Origin of the sequence: Pseudoalteromonas sp. Z9A4 (genome assembly GCF_011378845.1) — a bacterium.
Classification (GTDB): Bacteria; Pseudomonadota; Gammaproteobacteria; order Enterobacterales; family Alteromonadaceae; genus Pseudoalteromonas; species Pseudoalteromonas arctica.
In genome coordinates, this window is sequence record NZ_WTLA01000010.1 from 49357 (window position 1) to 71440 (window position 22084).

The 22084-nt window shown below is 38.5% G+C and carries 17 protein-coding genes; 5 read left to right on the forward strand and 12 right to left on the reverse strand.

The window, feature by feature from the left end:
• Window positions 1–993 precede the first annotated feature (993 nt).
• From GQR54_RS09540 to GQR54_RS09550, 3 genes are all read right to left on the reverse strand, one after another.
• Entirely contained in the window at window positions 994–1374 is a 381-nt protein-coding gene (locus GQR54_RS09540) for an STAS/SEC14 domain-containing protein (protein WP_002960091.1), read from the reverse strand.
• A 98-nt stretch (window positions 1375–1472) separates the two neighbouring features.
• Complete coding sequence (locus GQR54_RS09545) at window positions 1473–2165, reverse strand: cupin domain-containing protein (protein WP_166377425.1); 693 nt, start codon at window positions 2163–2165, stop codon at window positions 1473–1475.
• Window positions 2166–2214: 49 nt separating this feature from the next.
• Window positions 2215–2835, reverse strand: a complete 621-nt coding sequence (locus GQR54_RS09550; protein WP_166377426.1) for a glutathione S-transferase — start codon at window positions 2833–2835, stop codon at window positions 2215–2217.
• Window positions 2836–3227: 392 nt separating this feature from the next.
• Between GQR54_RS09550 and GQR54_RS09555 the strand changes: the two genes are divergently transcribed.
• Window positions 3228–3746 (forward strand): TetR/AcrR family transcriptional regulator, encoded by a 519-nt coding sequence (locus GQR54_RS09555; RefSeq protein WP_024597781.1) that lies wholly within the window; start codon window positions 3228–3230, stop codon window positions 3744–3746.
• Between the two features lie 84 nt (window positions 3747–3830).
• Here GQR54_RS09555 and GQR54_RS09560 read toward each other — a convergent pair whose 3' ends face one another.
• The 5 genes from GQR54_RS09560 to GQR54_RS09580 all read right to left on the reverse strand — a co-directional run bounded on the left by GQR54_RS09560 (window position 3831) and on the right by GQR54_RS09580 (window position 10680).
• On the reverse strand, window positions 3831–5300 hold the full coding sequence (locus tag GQR54_RS09560; protein ID WP_010553606.1) for a carbon starvation CstA family protein: 1470 nt from the start codon (window positions 5298–5300) through the stop codon (window positions 3831–3833).
• 269 nt (window positions 5301–5569) lie between these two features.
• Window positions 5570–6487, reverse strand: a complete 918-nt coding sequence (locus GQR54_RS09565; RefSeq protein ID WP_007584308.1) for a carbohydrate kinase — start codon at window positions 6485–6487, stop codon at window positions 5570–5572.
• Window positions 6488–6489: 2 nt separating this feature from the next.
• The gene (locus tag GQR54_RS09570) at window positions 6490–8013 is read right to left on the reverse strand and encodes a mannitol dehydrogenase family protein (RefSeq protein ID WP_024607706.1); all 1524 of its coding nucleotides are present in this window, start codon (window positions 8011–8013) and stop codon (window positions 6490–6492) included.
• A 60-nt stretch (window positions 8014–8073) separates the two neighbouring features.
• The gene (locus GQR54_RS09575; RefSeq protein WP_024591939.1) at window positions 8074–9795 is read right to left on the reverse strand and encodes a membrane protein; all 1722 of its coding nucleotides are present in this window, start codon (window positions 9793–9795) and stop codon (window positions 8074–8076) included.
• Window positions 9796–10005: 210 nt separating this feature from the next.
• The gene (locus GQR54_RS09580) at window positions 10006–10680 is read right to left on the reverse strand and encodes an HAD family hydrolase (protein ID WP_101216367.1); all 675 of its coding nucleotides are present in this window, start codon (window positions 10678–10680) and stop codon (window positions 10006–10008) included.
• A 427-nt stretch (window positions 10681–11107) separates the two neighbouring features.
• On the opposite strand from GQR54_RS09580, the gene GQR54_RS09585 reads away from it, so the two are divergent.
• Complete coding sequence (locus tag GQR54_RS09585) at window positions 11108–12634, forward strand: catalase (RefSeq protein ID WP_166377427.1); 1527 nt, start codon at window positions 11108–11110, stop codon at window positions 12632–12634.
• 135 nt (window positions 12635–12769) lie between these two features.
• Entirely contained in the window at window positions 12770–13285 is a 516-nt protein-coding gene (locus tag GQR54_RS09590) for an ankyrin repeat domain-containing protein (RefSeq protein WP_166377429.1), read from the forward strand.
• Window positions 13286–13357: 72 nt separating this feature from the next.
• On the opposite strand, the gene GQR54_RS19590 is transcribed toward GQR54_RS09590, so the two are convergent.
• From GQR54_RS19590 to GQR54_RS09600, 3 genes are all read right to left on the reverse strand, one after another.
• Window positions 13358–15319 carry a M1 family aminopeptidase gene (locus GQR54_RS19590; protein ID WP_240918919.1) on the reverse strand — a complete coding sequence of 654 codons (1962 nt, stop codon included), beginning with the start codon at window positions 15317–15319 and terminating at the stop codon, window positions 13358–13360.
• Window positions 15320–15447: 128 nt separating this feature from the next.
• Entirely contained in the window at window positions 15448–16524 is a 1077-nt protein-coding gene (locus tag GQR54_RS19595; RefSeq protein WP_240918921.1) for a hypothetical protein, read from the reverse strand.
• Window positions 16518–17381: an ABC transporter ATP-binding protein gene (locus GQR54_RS09600; RefSeq protein WP_166377431.1), complete on the reverse strand. Its 864-nt coding sequence runs from the start codon at window positions 17379–17381 to the stop codon at window positions 16518–16520. Before GQR54_RS09600 ends, GQR54_RS19595 begins: the two co-directional genes overlap by 7 nt.
• 343 nt (window positions 17382–17724) lie before the next feature.
• Between GQR54_RS09600 and GQR54_RS09605 the strand changes: the two genes are divergently transcribed.
• Window positions 17725–19233 (forward strand): sensor histidine kinase, encoded by a 1509-nt coding sequence (locus GQR54_RS09605; RefSeq protein WP_166377433.1) that lies wholly within the window; start codon window positions 17725–17727, stop codon window positions 19231–19233.
• Window positions 19227–19907: a LytTR family DNA-binding domain-containing protein gene (locus tag GQR54_RS09610; RefSeq protein WP_166377435.1), complete on the forward strand. Its 681-nt coding sequence runs from the start codon at window positions 19227–19229 to the stop codon at window positions 19905–19907. Before GQR54_RS09605 ends, GQR54_RS09610 begins: the two co-directional genes overlap by 7 nt.
• Window positions 19908–20023: 116 nt before the next feature.
• Here the strand turns inward: GQR54_RS09610 and GQR54_RS09615 are convergent, their stop codons facing one another.
• A complete protein-coding gene (locus GQR54_RS09615; protein WP_165729000.1) occupies window positions 20024–22072 on the reverse strand; it encodes a TonB-dependent receptor in 2049 nt (682 codons plus the stop codon).
• Between the last annotated feature and the right edge of the window lie 12 nt (window positions 22073–22084).

A 22084-nucleotide genomic window follows, 5' to 3' on the forward strand; every position in this document is an offset into this window, starting at 1 on the left:
ACGAGCCTATAGATTAACTCGTTTTTTATTTTTTATTAATAAACAAACCATAGCTGAGTTCCTATTTTGGTTCAATCTATTGCTCTACTTTTACCCAGCATATAAAAAAGAGTTTAATGTTGTTTTAATTAGCATTTGGGAATGGATTACTGGTGTTTAAGTGGCTTTTATTTAGACTAAAAGAGCAAGGTTTATGATGAGTGTCTAGTTTGATTTTGATAAATCAATTACGCGAGAAAAAACATTTTAATTGTGTAGTGGTTGCCACCGCACACAGATTGGCGCGGCTGATGTGGATATTGCTGACCAAGCAAACTCTCTACTTTCCTCAGTCTGTGCAAAATACACGCAAGGATGCTTAATTATGCCTATTTTACACGCCAATTACACCCGAGTTTACGACTTAATACAGCCCGTCGAAGACATAGGTTTTAAAACCTGAGTGGGTGTTTGGGTACTTGAGTCGTAACATACGCTTATCCTGTATGTACTTCACTTATAATGAAATAAAAAGCGCACGCTAACCAAAGTTAACCAGATAAAGACACTAGATTTAATCTCGCTTGGGTGAATATTTTTTAGGTCCTTTGGTACGAAGCTCATTAGGAGCATGGCGCATGATAACCATGACGCCATAGTTCGAATATATGTCAGTACCTTTGCTTTTAAGCAAGCTTGTGACGCATCATTACTGTGATATGAGATACATGATAATTAAATAAAGGCATCCATTTTGATGTTTATATATCAACTCGTCTTGACTTCAAAGGAGCGTCCATATATGTCTATTATTTACTGACTATATGGAATGTAATAAAGGTAAGTACTTGTTTCATTGTTTTTATAATGTGTAATTTGCTCAATAATAATGAGTGTATTTTAATAGAGCAGTATTAACAATTGAAATAAACCGAATGTAACTACCTAACAATGTTACCCATAGAGCAAAAAAGCACTCTATAAGAGTGCTTTAATTTAATTTTTTCGATCAAGCTATTCATCTAGCCAATCTATGGCTGCGGTAGCATTTTCAAAGTATTGAACCTCACCCGAGATAAACCAGTTACCTATTTTTGCCATTCGAGCTTGCCACTCTTTATTACCGTAAATAGCTACTTTTTTAAATTCTTTAGAGTGTTTAACACCTAACTTTAAGTCATCCCACGCTGCGCGTAGTTCCCAGCCTTCAAGTTCGCTACCATCTATTAAGGCGTTCACGACTGGGTGCTTAACTTCGCCAAGAGCTGAATTTATCATTGGGGTAATTATTTTGTAGTCGTCGTGAGTAAGCGTACCAACGGCTTTAAGTTTTAAAAAAAACTCTCTTCCTGCACGCTCAAGACCAATCGATAAACCATGTGTTGTGTGTACCATTACTGCTCTCCTTAAATAGGCTGAGTGATAAAAGTACACCTTCTAAAATTAATTAGTCCTGAACTAAATCAATAAATAATCTCAAATAAACGACTCAATTACGCATTTTGTACGCGAGATATCTGGTTTTCTACATCAGTTAAATGGCCCGTTTTAAGCCATACTTTTGCACCATTACTTCCCGCTTTAACGTTAACAGAGCTGTTAATAGGCACTCTTAACCAACTGTTTTTTACAAGGGTATCGGCTTGTTCATCAAATGAGCCTTCAAGTACTAGCAGCTCTGCTCCACCTTTTGCGTTTATAACCATGCAGGCGCTGGGCTTAAAGTGCAACAAGCTTACGTCTTCAAAATCGTCTTTGTATAAAGGGGTTACGGCTACATTTTTAAAACTAGGGTGCGCCGTACTTTGCATCAAGTCCGTTTGTAAACGCACGTGGGTTCGATCATCTGGCTGAAACTGCCATAACTTTACAAATATAACGCAGCCATTTTCAGACCCCGGTTTGTGCATTGATTGCGGTGGGTTACGGATATAAGAACCTGCCACAAAGTCACCATGTTCATCTTGAAATACCCCTTCAAGCACAACAAACTCTTCACCGCCTGTATGAACATGCGGCGAAAATTCACTGCCAGGTGCATAACGAACAATGGTCGTTGCGCGAGCAACTTCGTCGCCCACTCTATCGAGCGCTCGTCTATCAACACCCGCCATTGGCGATGCAACCCACGGTAGCGTTTCGCTATGTACAACAACTCGTTTACTAAAATCGGCAGCAATTTTCATATTTGGCTCCTAACCGTAACTCCACTTAAATTTTAAACTAATAACCTAACTAAGCCGCAACACTTGGGCGTTTTGCTACGTTTTCTTGCCATGCAACTAAATGGGTTAACTCATTCGGGATTGCTATTTGTGCAAATCCAGCAAATACCAGACCAGCATACAATGTAATATCAGCAATACTAAACTGCTCACCAGCAACAAACGCCGATTGCGCTAGTACATCATTAAAATAGCTAAACCCTTGGCGTGCTTTTTCGCCTTGTTTTTCACCCCAAGCCACATTTTGATACGTTTCAAGCTCTGGACCTAAGCCATCAGTTGCATGATGAAAGTAAGTTGCCACAGCGTCAAGCACCATAGATTCTGCGCGTTTTTGCATCATGTTAATTACTGCACGCTCTTTTGCGGTTTCACCCATTAAAGATGGGCCTTCAAATGCGGTATCAATATACTCAGTAATAGCGGTACTTTCTGATATAAACGTGCCGTCATCTAGCTCTAATACGGGCACACCTGCTAATGGATTTTTAGCTAAGAAGGCTTCTGTTCTGTGCTCACCATTTAATAAATCAACAGGTACAAACTCAACATTTGCAGTGGCATTTTTTTCAGCTAAAGCGATACGAACACGAAGTGGGTTTGGAAAGTTTTCTACATCATAAATTTTCATAGCAATCTCTATCTTTATTGTTTAAAAGTGAATTAATGGCAGTAACCTACCTACCGATAGGTAATTTATAATATTAAACTAAATTTAAGTCAACGTTTAAATTTTTCTGATTTATAGGATTTAACTTAATTCATAATAAAATTAGGGGGTTGCTTAAAAATAAAAACGCTTGTAAATAACTACCTACTGGTCGATAATTTCGCTATACCAATTGCATTAAATAAGTGATCTATTATTGCGCTAAGAAAATAGCGCAATAACAACAAGGCGAAAATTATGACATCTAGTTATTCTATATGAATAATTTTTAACGCAGTTAGTGAGTTGTTTAATGCGATATAATGATCATGTTTTAATAAAATTGGTATTACTGCAGATAGGAAATATTCAAAGTGAGTAAAAAAGAAGCGTTATTAAAAGCAGCTGAAAACAAGGTGCGCCTTGGCGGATACAGTAATTTTAGTTTTAGAGAGCTCGCCAGCGAAGTTGGAATTAAGAGCGCCAGTGTGCACTATCACTTTCCGACTAAGGCCGATTTAGGTGCTGAGCTTGCTCATCAATATACTAATTCTTTTTTAGCTGCGTTAGGCGAGCCAAGCGAGCTTAAAGCAAGCGGTAAAAATCCTATTGATGTGTACACTCAGCTTTTTAGAAGTGCATTAGTAACCGATCGTAAAATGTGTTTATGTGGTTTGCTAGGAGCCGAAAGCGATAGCCTTCCAGATAAAGTACGCCTTGAAGTAAAACGTTTTTTTAATCAAAATTTAACATGGCTTAGCGCTGCGCACTTAGCTAATGGTGAACTCAACCCTACTAAAGCGGCTATTCAAACAGTGAGCTTGCTTGAGGGCGCTATGATGATAAGCAAAACGCTCGACGATAATAGTTACTTTGAACTTGCAACTCAGTAATACCTAAATTTAGTACACAAAAAAAGCGAGCTATTCATAATGAATAGCTCGCTTTTTTAATGCTTGAAATAACTTATGTGATTATTAAACCGCTGTTGGTTTAACTTTATGCTTAGAGTGCACAATAGCTAAAACAATTAAGCCAATCACTGTTACTACAGCGCCAATAGGTTTACCTAAATCACTTGATAAGTTAAGACCAATTGCAGCAGTACCAATATAAGAAACCGTTACCGCAGTTGCTATAACAGCAGGAACACTGGCAATCCAATGGAATGTACCACGGTCAAACAAGTACTTAGTGGCAAGCCATAATACGCTTGTAGAAAGCAGCATGTTTGAAAATGCAAAGTAGCGCCAAATTAATGAAAAATCGAGTTTCGTCATAAAGTAAGCAATAGTAAGTATAGGCACCGCTACTAATAAACGGTTACGTAAACTTTGCGGAATATTAAACGCATCAACAACTGTTAAACGTAATGAACGGAACGCTGTATCACCAGAAGTAATTGGGAAAACGGCTACTGCAATAATTGCCATTATACCGCCAAATACACCTAAGTAACTGTTAGCTACATGGTTAACAACTAAACCTGGACCACCTTGATCAAGCAATGCTTTTAAGCCCGCGTAACCATCTGGGAACGCTGCAATACCAGCAAGTGCCCATACACAACCTACAATACCTTCACACATCATTGCGCCGTAGTAAACTGGACGTACGTATTTTTCGTTAGTTAAACAGCGCGCAATAATTGGCGCTTGAGTAGAGTGAAAACCACTAATAGCACCACAGGTAATTGTTATAAATAACAATGGCCATGTTGGTAGTCCATCTGGATTTGGCTCTAAAAAGTCATGAGCGTGATCAGCTTCAAAGTAAGCTAAAAAGTCACTTGGTACCGGTAAGTGCGGCGCATTAATAAGTAATGAAATAGCAATTGCCACTGTCATTACAATCATTAGCGCACCAAAAATTGGGTAAAACTTAGTAATGATTTTATCAATTGGTAGCAAGGTCGCTAAAAAATAATACGCTAAAATAGCGAGTACCCAAAAGGTATTATTTGCCAGTATTGTACCTTCAAAGAAATCAAGGTTACTTAGCAAACCTGCAGGGCTCATAATAAATACTACACCTACAAAAAACAGTAGCATGGCAGTAAATACAAGCATAAAGCCTTTAAATACGACGTTGTAATAATGGCCTGCGATTTCTGGTAGGCTTTTACCGTCTTCTTTTATACTCATTACACCAGAGAAGAAGTCGTGTACAGCGCCACCTAAAACATTACCAAGTACAATCCATACTAGTGCAACTGGTCCGTATAAAGCACCTAAAATTGGACCAAATATTGGACCTACGCCAGCAATGTTTAAAAACTGAATTAAAAATGCTCGTACAGGGTGAATAGCTACGTAATCAACACCCTCGCTAAAGCGTTTTTGTGGTGTGTCAGCAGTTGAATCCAAACCGGCTTGTTTTTCAACAAATGGGCTGTAAAACTTATAGCCCAGTATTAAAATAGTGAGGCAGATAAAAAAGATGATCATAAAGCACGTTTCTCTTTTTGTATTTTAGTTATAGAGCGCATTGTGTGTCGCCCCGCCTTTTCAATCCGTGAATAATCGACGAACAATAACAAAGCTTCAACCCTCAAACAATAAGACGTTTAGCTAATACAATAATCGATATAAGCCACTATTTACGCAACCTGCACACTTAACGCTCCACATTGAATATTTATTACACACGTCTTATTTTGGGCACAAAAAAAGCGGTTAAACTTTTACGTTATAACCGCTTTCACACACAATGTTTTTTAAAGTGGGTTCATAAACTCACTAATTTGTTGATGCGTTAAAGTAGGTGTTGCGCCAGAACTTTCGGCGACCATTGCTCCAACGGCACATGCAAAGTCAACGGCATATTGCGCATCGTCGTTGCTACAAAGCTGATAAATTAACGAACCTAAAAACGAATCCCCTGCGCCAACAGTGTCAATTACGCTAATTAAATAACCTGAATTATAAAAATTCTCGCCTTTGATTGTTAATAAAGCACCGTGGCTGCCTTTAGTTACACATAAGTAATCGGTATTTGTTTGCTGTGCTATAAACGCTAAATTTTGTTCAAGCGAATGAAACTTACACCCCATCGCTTTTGCTATTTCGTATAGCTCTTCATCGTTTAACTTAATAAAGTCTGCTTTATTCATTAAATCTACAAGTGTTTCTAGCTTGTAATGCGGTGCACGTAGATTTACGTCAAATACTTTAAAGTTTGCTACATCAACTAGTTGATTTAACGTTGCTAAAGACGCTTCGCTTCGGCCAATTAGGCTGCCAAATACAAATACATCGCTACTTTTAACTTTACTAAGTAACTCATCAGTAAGCGCTATATTATCCCACGCAGTGTCTGCCACTATTTCATAACTTGCTGAGCCACCACTGTCGAGTGTTACCTCAACCGTGCTAGTTTTTTTGTCACTATTAATAGCAATGTATTCGCAGCTTACGCCTTTGCTAGTAATTTCGCCAAGTAACTCAGCACCTAACTCGTCGTTACCTACTGCACTTATCATGTCGGCTTTAATGCCTAGTGAGTTAATACGCACACACATATTAAGTGGCGCGCCACCTAGGCGTTTACCTGAATCAAAACAATCCCACAGCACTTCGCCAAAGCAGCTAACACTTACGTTTTCGCCTGATTTATGATTAATTAAAATGCTCATAATTAGTTACTCTTTTGATCAAGTACAGCCTGCATAATGGCTTTAATTTTACTATTAGGTGCATACAACGCAGCAATCGACTTTTTATATTCAGCAGTAAACGTTTCGTTATGCTCAAGCTTACCAAACAAGCTCGTTAACTTTAAAAATGCAATCGGGCTAGTTTGAGTCTCTTGCGCGTAAGAATTAAGCTCTTTGTGCATCGCATCTTGAATTTCAAGTTGCTCGCCGTTTTCACTTAAACCCTTATCGCTGTATAAGCACCAAGTAGCAATAACAAGCGTTGCCAGTGATACATCGCGACCTTGTACTAGGTTTTCGTTAATTGTAGCAATTAAAAACTTAGGCAGTTTAGCTGAGCTTTCACTACAGATACGCGCTAGGCTGTCTTTAATATTAGGATTAGCAAAACGCTCTATTAACGTATCTTTGTAGCTTTCAAGGTCAATGCCTTCAAGTGGTTCAAGATTTGGCGTTACTTCTTTATCCATAAAAGCACGCAGGTATGTGGCAAATAATTCATCAGATACCGTTTCGTCTATAGTGCCATAGCCATGGATTGAACCTAATAAACCAAGTACAGAATGCCCTGCATTAAGTAAGCGTATTTTCATGGTTTCATAAGGCGTTACATCAGTAACAAACTGTGCACCAACAACGTCCCAATTTGGGCGAGAGTCACTAAATGTGTCCTCTATTACCCATTGTGTAAACGACTCACAGGTAATTGGCCACTCGTCGCTAACACCATATGCATCAACCACATAATCAATATCACTCTTTTTAGATACCGGTGTAATACGGTCAACCATCGCATTTGGAAACGATACGTTTTGCTCAATCCACTCACTTAGGTCTTTGTCTTGCTCTGTAGCAAAGGCTAAAAGCATTTTACGTGTTACGTTACCGTTGTGCTGAATGTTATCGCACGACTGCACTGTAAATGCGCCTAAGCCTTGCTCTTTACGCAGTTTTAACGCAGCCGTAATGTAACCAAACGCTGTAATTGGGTCGTTCGGGTTATTAATGTCGTTAATAATATCTGGATTACTGTAATCAAACTCGCCCGTTGCAGGGTTAAAGTTGTAGCCGCCTTCGGTAATAGTAAGCGACACAATTTTAGTATCGCTGTGCGCTAACTTATTAATTACCGCTTGTTTGTCCTCTGGAGCAAACAAAAAGTCGATCATTGAGCCAATTACTTTGTTATCTATTTTACCGTCTGGGTGTCTTACCGTTAAGGTATAAAGGTAATCTTGCTGCTTTAAAATATCACGCAGACCACGGTTACCCTCTAAAAGGCCAACACCACATATGCCCCATTGCTCAGAGCCTGGGGTTTTTAAAAGCTCGTTAACATATACCGCTTGATGAGCACGATGAAAACCGCCCACGCCAATATGAACAATACCGGCTTTAACTGCGCTACGGTCGTAGGTTGGTGTATCAACATGGCTTGGTAATTGAGCCAAGCTTTGTTGGTTTAGCCCTGTAACTAGAGCGTCAGTGTGTTGATGTTGCGTCATGGTGCGACCTTACTAAACAAAAATAAAATATAAATTACGATACTGTATTACGATAAGTAATTACGATGCTGTATTGAGTACTTTATGGCGTTTTAACGACCAGTACGCAGTAACAAAATAAATAACAGTACAAATAAAACAGGCTATTTCGAATTGCGATTTATTAGCGCTGTACATACTCATAGTTTCACTGAAAAACATCACCTGGCTGGCAAATATAAAAATAATAACCAGTGAAACCGTAGAAACCGCGTTAAGTACTTTGGTAAATACAGAGCTGTCAATTACTGGCTTTGGAATGTCTTTCGCTTCAGCAGCTTGATATTCTTTAATATCACGTTGCTCTTGCTCTTCTGCTTCAATCTCTTGTGTGTAATCTTCACCGGCGCCGTATTTTTTAGCTAAAAGCGTATAAATAACGATTGTGAAAATCCACGTAGGAATAAATAAGTAGTAAAACGACATTACATCAATAGCATTTAAACCAAATCCAAACACAAGTGCTAACGCCCAAGATGCTATAGCCGGTACGCTGCGGGTAATGTTTTTATATTTAGCCCAGTAACGTGTTAGGCCAATTTTAGGAAATAACACATGTTCAGCAAACACAATGCCGCCTACTGGCACAACTAATAAGCCTGCATAGGTAAGTAGCGGAAGCATTTGTGAAAATACAAACGGGAAACACGCAATAATCACGGTTACAACACCTACAATAGCGGTTGTGCGTTCACGTGATTGATTAACAAATATAGATTGTGCTGCAAGACCTGCACGGTAAAGGTTTGCGTTAGCTGTAGTCCAACCGGCAATAATTACAATAACAAAGCCAGTCCAACCTAATGCATGGTATGCAACATCGCCCGGATCAAGTGATGAAATAGTTGTTTTAAGTAATACCGCAACACCTGCGCCCATAATACCGGCAGAGATCCACGCTAAGTAATGACCAAAAAACATGCCCACGCCAGAAAACAAGCCATAGCTTTTGCGTTTAGCAAATCTAAAAATAGCCATGTCGATTAAACCAAAGTGAGTAATTGAGTTAGCAGCCCATGCAAAGCCAATCACTTCTAATAGGCCAATGCCTTTTTCACCATCGGCATTGGTTCCCGTCCATATGGAGGAGTCGCCTATGGTCATAAAGTCGCTAAAGCTAGTTAAAGAGGTAGACCCTAATACGTGATTTGAAAGCTCAGGGAATAACGCGAACGAACCTGCAATAAATATAACAAATAGCCACGGCGCGCACAGTTTCGAAAAGTCAGCAACCGTAGAAAAGCCATACATCGCAACAAACACAACAATAGAGCCAACAGCTAAAACAATGGCTACAAACCAAAAGCTATTTGGATACCAATCAAGTTGCGCAGGTATATCAAACAAAAACCGCACGGCGGTGGAGGATACCGTGATCATGGCGGCCGATATAACACTAAAAATAACCACGTTAGCCCAGTTATAGAGCTTGGTCATTGAGTTACCAGCGATTTTGTTTAAGTAGTTATATAAACTTAAGCGGGTTTCTACTGCAATGGGTGCAGTAATCAGCCACCAAGAACACATTGCTAACAGGTTACCTATTAATAAACCCAGTAGAATGTCGATGGTTGAAGCGCCTAATGCAACAAACGTTGCACCAATAACAAATTCAGTAGCCGCAACATGTTCGCCAGCATATAGCCCTGCAAAATGTTTCCAGCCATGAAGCTTATTATTAGCAACAGGAAGTTGCTCTTCGTTTACATCTTTAAATGTTTGTGTGTGTGGACTCGTTGCCATGGTATTTCCTATTGTTAACAGCAAAGCATTTAATACCTAAATACTTTGCCTTTTATAATTTGGCTTATAAACGCATGATGTTTTGCCATGTTTTGTTTTATTTTTAGTAAAGCAAAACCATCTACATTTATATTTTGCGTTTGCTTGCCTGTCAGTGTGTAAGGCGAGCAAATCGCGTTTAAAACTTTGTGTATTTAAAAAGCCGCGTGTTTACTGCTTTTTAAGTGCAGGGTATGCACTAAAAAAATCTTGCCAATGCGTTAAATGATCAACATTTGGGTAAGCACTGTGCACATGATTAACAGAGCCTTGCATATGTTGCCCACCGCTGTAATGCAGTACTTGCATGTTGGCGTCGATTCCTGCATTTACGCCGGCTTTACTGTCTTCAATCACTAAACAATGCTCTGGCTTTACACCCATTTGTTTAGCTGCATGTAAAAATAAATCGGGTGCTGGTTTGCCACGCTTAACTTCGCTGCTGGTAAAAACCGTATCGCTAAAGTACTTACTTAAACTCACTACGCTCAACGCTTTTGCGGTGCGTGCTGGGCTGCTGCTAGTAGCTATACAAATAGGCACAGCTAAATTGTTAAGTACGTCTTTTATACCGTCAGTCGTGGTTAGTCCGGTTTCAAATTCGTTTAATAGTGCCTCGCGGTAGTCACCTTCAAAGCTTTCAGGAAGAGTGACATTAAATGCATCCGCTATTTTTTGGCTTACTGTTTTAAAGTTGCAGCCTAAAAAGTGTTGCTGTACATAAGCGCGGTCAATCTCAACGCCTTTTTCAACAAGCATATTAATGAGTACTTGTGCGCTTAAAATTTCGCTATCAATAACAACGCCATCACAATCAAATATCACTAGCTCAATATTAGTATTCATCTTGTCACCTTATTAAAACTGTTTGGTTTAGCTAATTTAGGTATAACGAGTTAAGCGCGATTAATATTGTGCAGCTTTTTAGTGCAACTCAACAATGAGCATAAGCCCACAGATTGAGCATATTCCCTTTATTGCACGAATATGTCAACACACTGTAAGTATAAAACGCACCAGCTTGGTGAAAATACACTCAGATAAAACTAAAAACCTTTGTATTTAATCAACTTTATAAAAGCATATTGCGACCAAGGTCGTAGTAAAAAAATTCCGTTAACGTAAAAAGTGCTCCTGTTAATTTATTTCATCTGTTTTACAAATCACATCAATCTAATTAATCAGTTTTACCGAAGTTAATAAAATCAATACTATCGTTAACAGATTAACAGCCTGCACCACTGCCGGCACTTTTAAATAGATGAGGTCGACAATGAATACTCAAATAAACAAAACAAAATTAACACTAACTGCACTAGCACTTGCAATGGCATTACCGGCAAGCGCAGCAACAAAACTTACTAAAGATAACGGCGCAGCTGTTGGCGACAACCAAAATTCAATTACTGCAGGCGAACGTGGCAGTGTATTACTAGAAGACGTGCAACTAATTCAAAAGCTACAACGCTTTGCACGTGAGCGTATTCCTGAGCGTGTTGTGCATGCTCGTGGTACTGGCGCACACGGTGTGTTTGTAGCATCAAAAGAGCTAGACGATTTAACAATTGCAGCACCGTTTGCACAAGCAGGTAAAGAAACAGACGTATTTGTTCGCTTTTCATCTGTAATTCACTCTAAAGGTAGCCCAGAAACACTGCGTGACCCACGTGGCTTTGCAACTAAGTTTTACACAGACCAAGGTAACTGGGATTTAGTAGGTAATAACTTACCTGTGTTCTTTATTCGTGATGCGATTAAATTTCCAGACATGGTTCACTCTTTAAAACCATCTCCGGTTGATAACATTCAAGATCCTAACCGTGTATTTGACTTTTTCTCGCATGAACCAGGTTCTACACAAATGCTAACGTGGGTTTACAGCGACTACGGTACACCAGCAAGTCTTCGTAAAATGGACGGTTGGGGTGTACATGCATACAAAATGATTAATAAATCGGGTGATGTTAAATACGTTAAGTTTCATTGGGTAAGCCAGCAAGGCATTGATAACCTTGACGCAAAAGAAGTGGCAAAAGTACAAAGCCAAAACTTTCAGCATTTAACACAAGATTTATACACTGAAATAAACAGAGGCAATTTCCCAAAATGGGATCTGTACATTAAAACGCTTGATCCGTCGCAACTTGATGACTTTGATTACAACCCGTTAGATGCAACAAAAATGTGGTTAGACATTAAAGAAACTAAAGTAGGAACAATGACCTTAAACCGTATGCCAACTAACTTCTTCCAATCTACAGAACAAGTAGCAATGGCACCGGCAAACATTATTCCAGGTATTGAGCCATCAGAAGACAGACTATTACAAGGTCGTATGTTTTCTTACGCTGATACACAAATGTACCGCCTAGGTGCTAACCACCAGCAACTGCCAATTAACCGTGCAAAAGTTGAAGTGGTTAACTACAACCAAGACGGCGCAATGAATATTGGTAACACGACAAGCAATGTGAACTACCAGCCAAGCCAAGAAAACGTAGCTGAAAACCCAATTGCACGTAGAAGTAACACAGAGCTTAAAGGCTTTGTACAACAAGCCGCGATTAAAAAGCAGCAAAACTTCGCGCAAGCAGGTGTTATATACCGTGGTTTTAGCAAACAAGAACGTACAAACCTAATTAATAACCTAGCAGGCGATTTAGGTAAAGTGCAAAACAGCAGTGTTAAACACAAAATGCTTAGCCACTTTTACAAAGCAGATAGCGAGTACGGTACACGCTTAACTAAAGCTGTAAACGGCGACCTTAAAATGGTTAAACAACTAGCCGCTAACTTGTAAGTAGCTAGTTGTAATTAACTAGCTTGTAAGCAATCAGTTGTAAAAAATTAGTCCCAACTAAGCAAGCAGCTATATAAGCAACCACAATTATGAGGAAGGGATAACCCCTTCCTCTTTTTATAAGAGACAATGGTTATGCGTAATTTATTAATTATAGTCGTTCTACTACTGAGCTTTACCAGTAGCGTTTACGCTCAAAGTACATCAGATACACAAACAACCAGTACACAAGTTGAAAGCCAACATTCTGCAAAAACTCAATACCAAAGCTTATTTGCTTATTACTTTGCCGCAGCACGTACAAACGACACAGCTGTAATAGAGCAATTTGTAGATGCTGGTATTCCTATCGACAGCTACAACAATAAAGGCTACACCGCGTTAATGATTGCTACTTACCATGGTAATAAAAACACGGTTAACACACTTTTACACTTAGGCGCTAATGCCTGTCTAGAAGATAACCGTGGCAACACAGCGCTAATGGCCGCTATTTTTAGAGGTGAATTTAGTATAGCTAAAACACTCGTATCACTTGATTGCGACAACGCGCATCAAAACAAAGCCGGTCAAACAGCCGAGCAATTTGCACAAACATTTGGTCAACAAAAAGTTATAGAGTTACTAGCGCAGGTAAATAATGCAAAATAATCTGCACGCAACAAAAAGCCCTAAAATAATAGGGCTTTTGATTTACTAAATATATGTTCAAATTAAACGTACTTACTCTAAAAACAGTGTGTTTATTAAGCTTTCTTGTTCTTTTCCAGCTTCATGTTTTAATGCTCGTATAAAATCCATAGAATTGGCGGGACTGTTTGGATAACCATGATTTTCCCAAACCAACTTGAGCGCATTAATAATGGGTTCATCCCCAATAGCAGCGCGTAGCTTAGCAAAGACAATGGTTGCTCGCGAATATTGGTCAAAGCTTTGTGTAGCATCAACCAAGGCTGTTCGCTCCTTTATGTTCATCAGCATACTTTGCTCATAGCGTGTTGTTTCATACTCAACCAGCGCTTGCATTGTCGCTTTCCCATAACGCTGCTCTATAACAACAAGCTCAATATACTTTGCCATAGACTCCACTAAAAAAGCGCTATCTGAAAATACCCCATTACCAATATCATGGCCAAACCATTGATGCGCGGTTTCATGAACTGCACGGCGATAGCGTTGATCAAAGCCTGCATTAGCGCTTGGCTTTGATCTAAAACCAACACTGTCTTCAATAAGTATAAGTTGCGGCAATGCATAACCTGTAGCACCAACACTAGGCGAGCCTATTAAACTCAATTGTTTTGCTCTATAAGGGCTTATATTATTAAGCCATTTTATTGTATCGCCCATTGCGCTGAGGTTTATAGCTATAGACTCCGCTCGTGCTGGCTCGTTTTTATCTTTAGCAAACACGTTTAATATCACGCCATTTTGCTGTTTGGTAACAGGGGAATAAGGCACCGTGACCCAAGCTGGGATTGCATTTATGGGTGTACGAGTCTCAAAATGAAATATTTCGCGGTCATCTTTGCTGGTACGTGATATTTCCTCTCCTTGGGTTATAACCTGATAACCCCTTGTTGTACTCACTTTACTCGACATAGTAAGCCACTGGTAATGAGTACTTGCTTTCGCCGTTTTAGCAAATAGCTTCGTGGGTCTAATCACCGACTTCACTTTAAGTGCGTGTTGCTGACGAAGTATCGGATCGGTTAATTCATAATTACCTTGATAGCCAACAGTCGGCAATAAAGGCACTGATCGTATATAGCTAAATTCAGGGGTTATTATCTGATGGCCTCTTACTGGCCAAAGCTTAGCTTGATGAACATCAAACCGTGTAACTAGTTTACGTATTTCTCCTGGCTGCATTTCATTCTCAAACTTAAACACAGCTTGATTAAGCAAGGGAAAGCTTTTAGCCCTTTGCGCGCCATCGATTTCAATATCGGCCCATTTATAAAAACCAGAGCGCCCAACCAATATCTCTTTAATAGGGGCTTGATGGGTGTTTTTTAAGGTATATATTAAGGAAAAATGAGCTTGCTGCTGATGCGGATAAAAGCCTACATTAGCATCAATGTGCACAATGTTTGGCTGTGCTACATTGCGCCATTGTGAGAATGCTTTTTCGTATTGTGCTTTAAATGCCTCGCGTTTATGCGAGTTGGTTAAAGGCTTCTCCTCAACCAGTCTTAAATGTAATTGAGTAAATAGTGCCACAGTGATAAGTAAAGGAATAAGTAACCAAAAATGTTTAACCCCCATTACTCTTTGGCTCAACCCGGCACCTCGGTGATTAAAAATCCCCGTAATTATAACTAAACTTATACACGCCACTAACCAAACTGATATATAAGGCCAATAACTACTTATACTTGCACGATAACCCCAAAAGTTATCAGGTGCCTGCAAAGGCGTCCAACCAACACTCCACAATGTATGCGTGAGGCCAAGGCTAGTCATTATCGGTGTAAATTTGATCAGTAAAATAACAGCAATTAGCAAACCCGCAATAAGCTGCGAACGACACAAATTAAATACACACAAAAATACACACGCAATAATGGCAAGCACAATTGCCATCAAAAATAAAATGGTTAAATGTACTTCAAATTGATATGCACTGTGTAAAAACCACTGAGCTGCACTTGCCCCTAATAAGCTCATTGTTAAAAAAAACAATATCATAGTACCTAGGGCCAATAACTGACTGTTTAAAAAGTAATATGTTTTGAGCGGTGTGGCAGCGATCAGCTCAGCTATATTATAGTATTTAGCGAAACAGCTTACTTGCCAGCTCCACAAAGCCATTAATAAAGTGCCAAACAACAATTGCATATCAAATGCATATCAAATGCATAATAACTGATCGCATCAAGGCTTGTGGTGCTCATAACACTCATTGGTTCAACATAACCAGACGACGAGGCAACACTATTAAAAACTATCACCGGCCAAACAAAAATAATCAGTAAAGTAACAGGGTGTGAAACCAAATTAACCAGCGTAATTTTGTATAAACTGGCCATCATCAAAAATGGTTTTTTTGTGACTTTCGCTGTTTTATATTCAGCGGGTTCTAACGTGTTGTAACGAATGTATTCGTTAGTATTTTTACCATTTTCACTCTTTAATAATGTGTGTTTTTTATTTTTACTAAAAGTAATATAAAAAATACCAACAGCAAGCATACTCACAACAACGCGATTAATAGCAAATGAAGCTCCTAATGAATTGGTTAAACTGTTTATTACGGCTGTGTATGCAAAAGGGTCAAGCCAAACAAATAATGTATAAAATCGATTGCTTATAATACTACTTCCAGCAAGCATTGGATTTCCGGTAATACTTGCAAGCATTATGTAGCCTATCCACAACACTGTAAAAACAACATAATTGGGTAATGAATTAGCTGATTTATGGCAAACAAAAAAGGCAACAACAACTAAAAAGCAGCTATTTGGTAACAACACTAAAAAGCTATTAAATACAGTAAAAGAAACCATATTTGGTATATAGCCCAATTGCCTTACTTGCATGTATATCATTACTAAATCACTGATTAAACTAATAATAAAAACCAAGCAAATCAGTAAGCATACTCTTGCTAAACTGCGCTTAAATAAGCTAGTTTGCGTAGCATAAATAAGCTCCTGCATTGACGCGTGCTGATCTCGTAAAAATATAACGGGCGCCAATACTCCTACAAGCACAGGTAACTGCATCATTTGTAGCATTGTAATATTTAACTTAAATTGTTTTAACGAATTAACTTCAACTGCTGCAAGCCCAGAGGACAACATAACCGCAAATACCAAAGGGATAATAATGCACAGCCAAACAAGTGGTTGGCGCACTGCATATCGCCACTCATTAAAAATTAACATGTTTGACTTCCTTCATTAAGTGCAAAAAAGTACTTGTCTTGAAGCGTAGCGGGCGAGTTTATTGCATTTTGTGCAGGAGCCGTGTCTGCATACACACGAAATGACGCTCTACCATAGCGATGGCTCTTACTTAATACATACTGATTCGGTATGCCCGTGGGTAAACTTTCGAGCTGCCAAATCTTACCTTCTAAAGGAACTAGTAACTCTTTTACGTCACCGCTTTGTATGAGTGCTCCTTGATCTATAATGGCCACGTAGTGACATAAATTTTCTACATCTTCAACAATATGGGTCGATAACAATACCAACCTATTTTGACTAATACTAACGAGTAAATTATTTAAACTTTCTCGCTCCACAGGATCAAGCCCAGCAGTGGGTTCATCCATAATAATTAGCTTTGGGTTACCTAACAAAGCCTGAGCCACACCAAAACGCTGCTTCATTCCTCCCGAAAAATTAACGACCTTTTTATTAGCAAACTGAGTCAAATTGGTTAGCTCAAGTAAACTATTAATTTGGTTTTTGCGTGCATTACCATCTATGCCTTTTAATACGGCAATATGCTCAAGTAACGCCCGACAACTCATGTTGGGGTACACGCCAAAATATTGTGGTAAATAGCCTAGCTGCGATCTAAGCGCATCTGGTTGGCTAATCACATCAAGGCCATTAAAATTAATATGTCCGGAGTCGGCATTTTGTAAACACGCGAGTGTGCGCATAAGTGTTGATTTACCCGCTCCATTAGGGCCAAGTAGACCGACCATACCGGCGGGTAGAGTGATCGTCACATCATTCAAAGCCTGCGTACCATCTGCGTATTTTTTGTTGATATTTTTCAGTGTAAGCATTAGTTTCATCCTTAATTGGTATAGCACCAGCTTAAGAAAGCAAGTCAATACAAGCGAGAAAATAATGGTTAACGTATTGAAATAAATGATGAACATAAAAAAGTAACGTTGGTCATTTAAATATGACCTTTCATCATTTAAATAAACGGCCTAGTATGCTTAAAACGGTTACTAACCCTATGAAATAAAATAATTATTTTAAAAATAAATTATGATTGAAACAATTTTATGGATAAACTAGCGCGCTCAGCGTAGTGAATTGTGCAAAGGTAATGTTTAAAATAAAAAGACAATTTTATCTAAGCATATCTGCTCAGAAACTATAATAAAAACGGAGTCACATATGCAGCAAGCCAATACACCAATATGGCAACGCTTTAGCATTACCCAGCTAATAATTTTTTTACCGCTAATAGCCGCTATTATGCTCGACTCTCATATACGCTTTTTGTCATCACATATGGATTCAACTAGCCAATATCTGACTATTAATATTCAACTTTTTTTACAGTGTATTCCCTTTTTTATTGCCCATGCGTTTGCATATCGTTTATTACTTACACCCGCAATCATAGTTTGGCTGTTAGGCTTTTTAGCCTATCCATCTCTCTTGCTAGTATTTAATAACCAACTTCTTAACTTTTCGCAATGGCAATACCTTGATGCACAATGTTGGACACTGTGCGCATCTGCAAGTGGTATATGGCTTATTACTAAACGCACTAATAAAAATAACAATGTGTTGAGTAATAAATGGCTTAAATCCTTGTTTTCACTTGATACAGTCGTGTTTATAGTACTTTTAGGTTGGGCAATAGTTACATCAAGCATACTCAATACGCACACTGATCCTATGTTAAACCAGCCTATTGAGCCTGTTATTGATGTTTATAAAGTATTCACACAGTTTGATACTTTTTTGGGTTACCTTTGGCAAATTACTGTTTGTGCCGGATTAGTATATGGAGTGTATTTATTAAATAGATATTTATTAATACGCTACGTATTAACCTATCATGGCGTATTAATATTTTTGTTTGCAAGTTTAATAAGCCTCGTTGTACTTACACCTATATTAACATCGTGCTTGCTACTGTTACCTATTAACGATTTACCCTCAGGCATTGCTAACTTAACACCAGGCGGTAATGATAATATTTTCAGCCCTGAAAATTATCAGTTCGTATTTTTGTTTTTAGCTATAAGCACACCGATTATTTTAGCGTTTGAACGACAGCAACAACACGTTCAAATTAGCAACATTGCCCAGCAACAAACAAAAACAGAGCTAATGCTACTTCAGCAGCAAATTAACCCTCATTTTTTATTTAATACATTAAACAACCTTTACGCGCTGACATTAAAAAAAGCAGATAATGCACCAGATCTTGTTATGCAATTAGCTAATTTACTGCGTTACAGTGTTTATGAAGGCCAAAAAGCACAGGTGAGTTTAGAAAAAGAAATCAATTACTTAAAAGGTTTTATTGCATTACAGCGTTTGCGAAGTGCTGAGCGCTGTAACTTTGATGTGCAATGGCCTGAATATCAACAACACTATTTAATTTCGCCACTACTGTTAATAATGATTTTAGAAAACGCGATAAAGCATGGTGTAGAGCCGACGTCACAAAAAGTAACAGTTGTGTTTAAAATCACCATGGCCGATAACATACTAACGCTATTTTCATCTAATCCTATTCTACCTAATAACAATTCAGAGCATGGGATGGGACTTAACAATTTACGCCGTAGGCTGACCCTTTTATATCCAAATAAGCACACATTAATTATTAATGAAAATAAAAACCTTTGGCAAACCACACTTAAATTGGAGCTGGCTACATGCTAAACACAATAATTGTTGATGACGAGCCGCTCGCGCATGACGTTATACTGCATCATTTAAGTGCCCATAAAGATATTAATATAAGCGGACAATACCTTAACGCTAAAGATGCATTATGTGCTTTAGCCACATCATCTATTGATTTGTTATTTTTAGACATAAGCATGCCCGAACTATCAGGGATTGCATTACTAAAAGTGCTCGCGAATCGACCACAAGTGATTATTATTAGTGCGTATCAAGAATATGCTTTAGCCGGTTTTGAACTAGACGTAACTGACTACCTACTAAAACCAGTCTCTGCGCAACGCCTTGAACAAGCACTCAATAAAGTACGGAAAAAAAGAAAACACATAACGCTAAATCCCAAGGCACCTCTGACTATTACGCTTAAAATCGATCGTGAAAAACATAAAATTCAATTAAGCGATATAGACATGTTTGAAGCGTATGGAAATTACGTAAGAGTATGGCAAGGTGAAAAATCATTACTTGCAAGCAGTACTCTCAAATACATATTGCAGGAACTTGATACTTCATTTATTCAAGTCCACAAATCTTACGTGATTAACAAACACAAAGTGGTCGCGTTAAGTACTGAAAGCGTTCAACTAGCATCAGGCGTGTCAGTTAAAATTGGCAAGTCATTTAAACAACAAGTGCGCGACATTATTTAATTTAAGCTCGGTTAAAGTTCCCCCTTTATTGAAAAGCCCTAATGCTTTAGGGCTTTAAATTATTTTACCTTTAAAAAGTAGCGTTACAATTTCCAATTCATTATTTTAGAAGCACGTTAAAAACGATACGTTACTGAAGCACCTAACGTTTGAGGATTCACTACCGCAACATAACCCGTTGGGTAACGACCACTTGCAGGCTCAACTGACGTAAATGCTTCTTCATCTAATGCATTATTAATAAAAGCACTCACCAACCAATGATCGCTATTATAGCTTATTGTTGCACGCGTAATTGTATAACCTCCGGCAACACGCTCTTCTGTATTAGTTAAATCGCCATAGTAATCGTCTACATAATTAGCGCTCACATTTAACTTTAAGCTATCTGTAAACCAATGCGATAAACCTAAACTTGCAGTTAGCTCTGGTGCTGAGTTTAATTCGTTACCCACTGCATCTGAATAAGTCGCTGATTCATCTATTTTAGTTTTTAATAAACCTAGCCCTGCATGTAACTGCCATTGCTCACCTAGCATGCTATATGCTTCAAGTTCTAAGCCATAGCTATGCGCATCGTCAATATTAGTGATTTTTCGACTTGAGCTTAAAGCTTGATAACCATTAAAGTTATTGTAAAAAATATTAGCACTAATATTTAAATCACCATTATTTAGTACGCTACGCGAGCCTACTTCATAGGTATTTACTGATTCTTGCTCGTAGTAATAGTATTCTTGTGCAGCAAAATCTAAGGCACCACCACCAGCGTTATAACCACGACGAGCACTTGCCGATAAGGTAGTGTTATTAGTTACTTTATATTGAACAGCTACCGTAGGTAGTTTTATCGTATTAGAATTATCTAATTGCTCAACTAATCTGCTGCCACCAAAAGCCATATCAAAATTACGAAGTTGTTCTTCACGCTCAACTCGCAGCCCCGCTGTTAACGTAAGCTCATTTGTTAACTCAAAGCTTGTTTCGCCATAAATTGCTTTAGAGTCACTACTATCGTCACCAAAATAATTGGTTGCACCAACGCTTTTAAAGTCTTGTTCACGGTCAAAATAAGCAATACCTACAAAACCCGAATAAAAATCACTATTTAAGCCAAAATTTAATTTACTATCAATTGTGATATTTTTTTCATCCATAGAAATATCAGACTCCGCACTGGCAAGTGCCTCATATGCTTCAAAGCCCCAGTCATAATCCATATAAGCGAGTAATATATCGAACGAAAAGTTATCATTTATTTTATAATCAATATTTACCTGGGTCGTGTCTGACTGGGTATCCATATCGCGCTGAAATAACGGTACATAATCAAACGGTTCATCACCTTCAAAGTACTTACGACCTGTATTACCCTCTTCACTGTAGGTAGAGTAAGTTAGCTGTACAGCTAAATCGGTCGTTGGGGTATACAGTAATTTTGCACGCGTACTACTGGTATTAAGCTGATTTAAGTTTTTATCTGTTGGATTGGTTTCATGTATCGTTGGGTTGCTAAAGGTTTCACCATTTACATATTGAGTAGATAAACGAAATGCTAGTACATCCTCAATTAAAGCCCCCGAAACAACAGCGGCTGTATCAAGGTAACTATCTTGATTTCTATACCCAACGCGCACAGCACCTTCAAAATCTTGTGTTGGTGCTTTGGTTGTCATATAAACTGCACCACCAATGCTATTACGACCATTGCTAGTTGACTGCGGTCCACGGTATACCGCTATTTGATCTATATCCCACAAACCTGTATCACCGGTTAAATCAGCTACAAATGGCTGACTTACACCATCAACAAGCGTTGATACTCTTGCTTTAGAGCCTCCACTAAATGAGTTAAAACCTGTTGCACCACCATTACCCGACACACCGCGCATATCTGGCACGGCTCCAGTAAGTACCACTACATTTGCCATTTCTGCCAAAGCTTCTGAAACCGAACCTAGTTGTCCATTTTCTAATAGTGACTTATCTACCACTGCAACCGATGTAATCGTATCTTTGAGTGACCTTTCGATTTTTTCGCCTGTTACAATAATTGTATCTATTGATTCTCGACTTGTTTCATCAGCAAATGCATTACTTTGAGCCAATAACAAAGAGCTTGTAATCAGTAGTGAAAGTTTATTAGGCTTAAATGAAGCTACCACAGTTATTTCCTT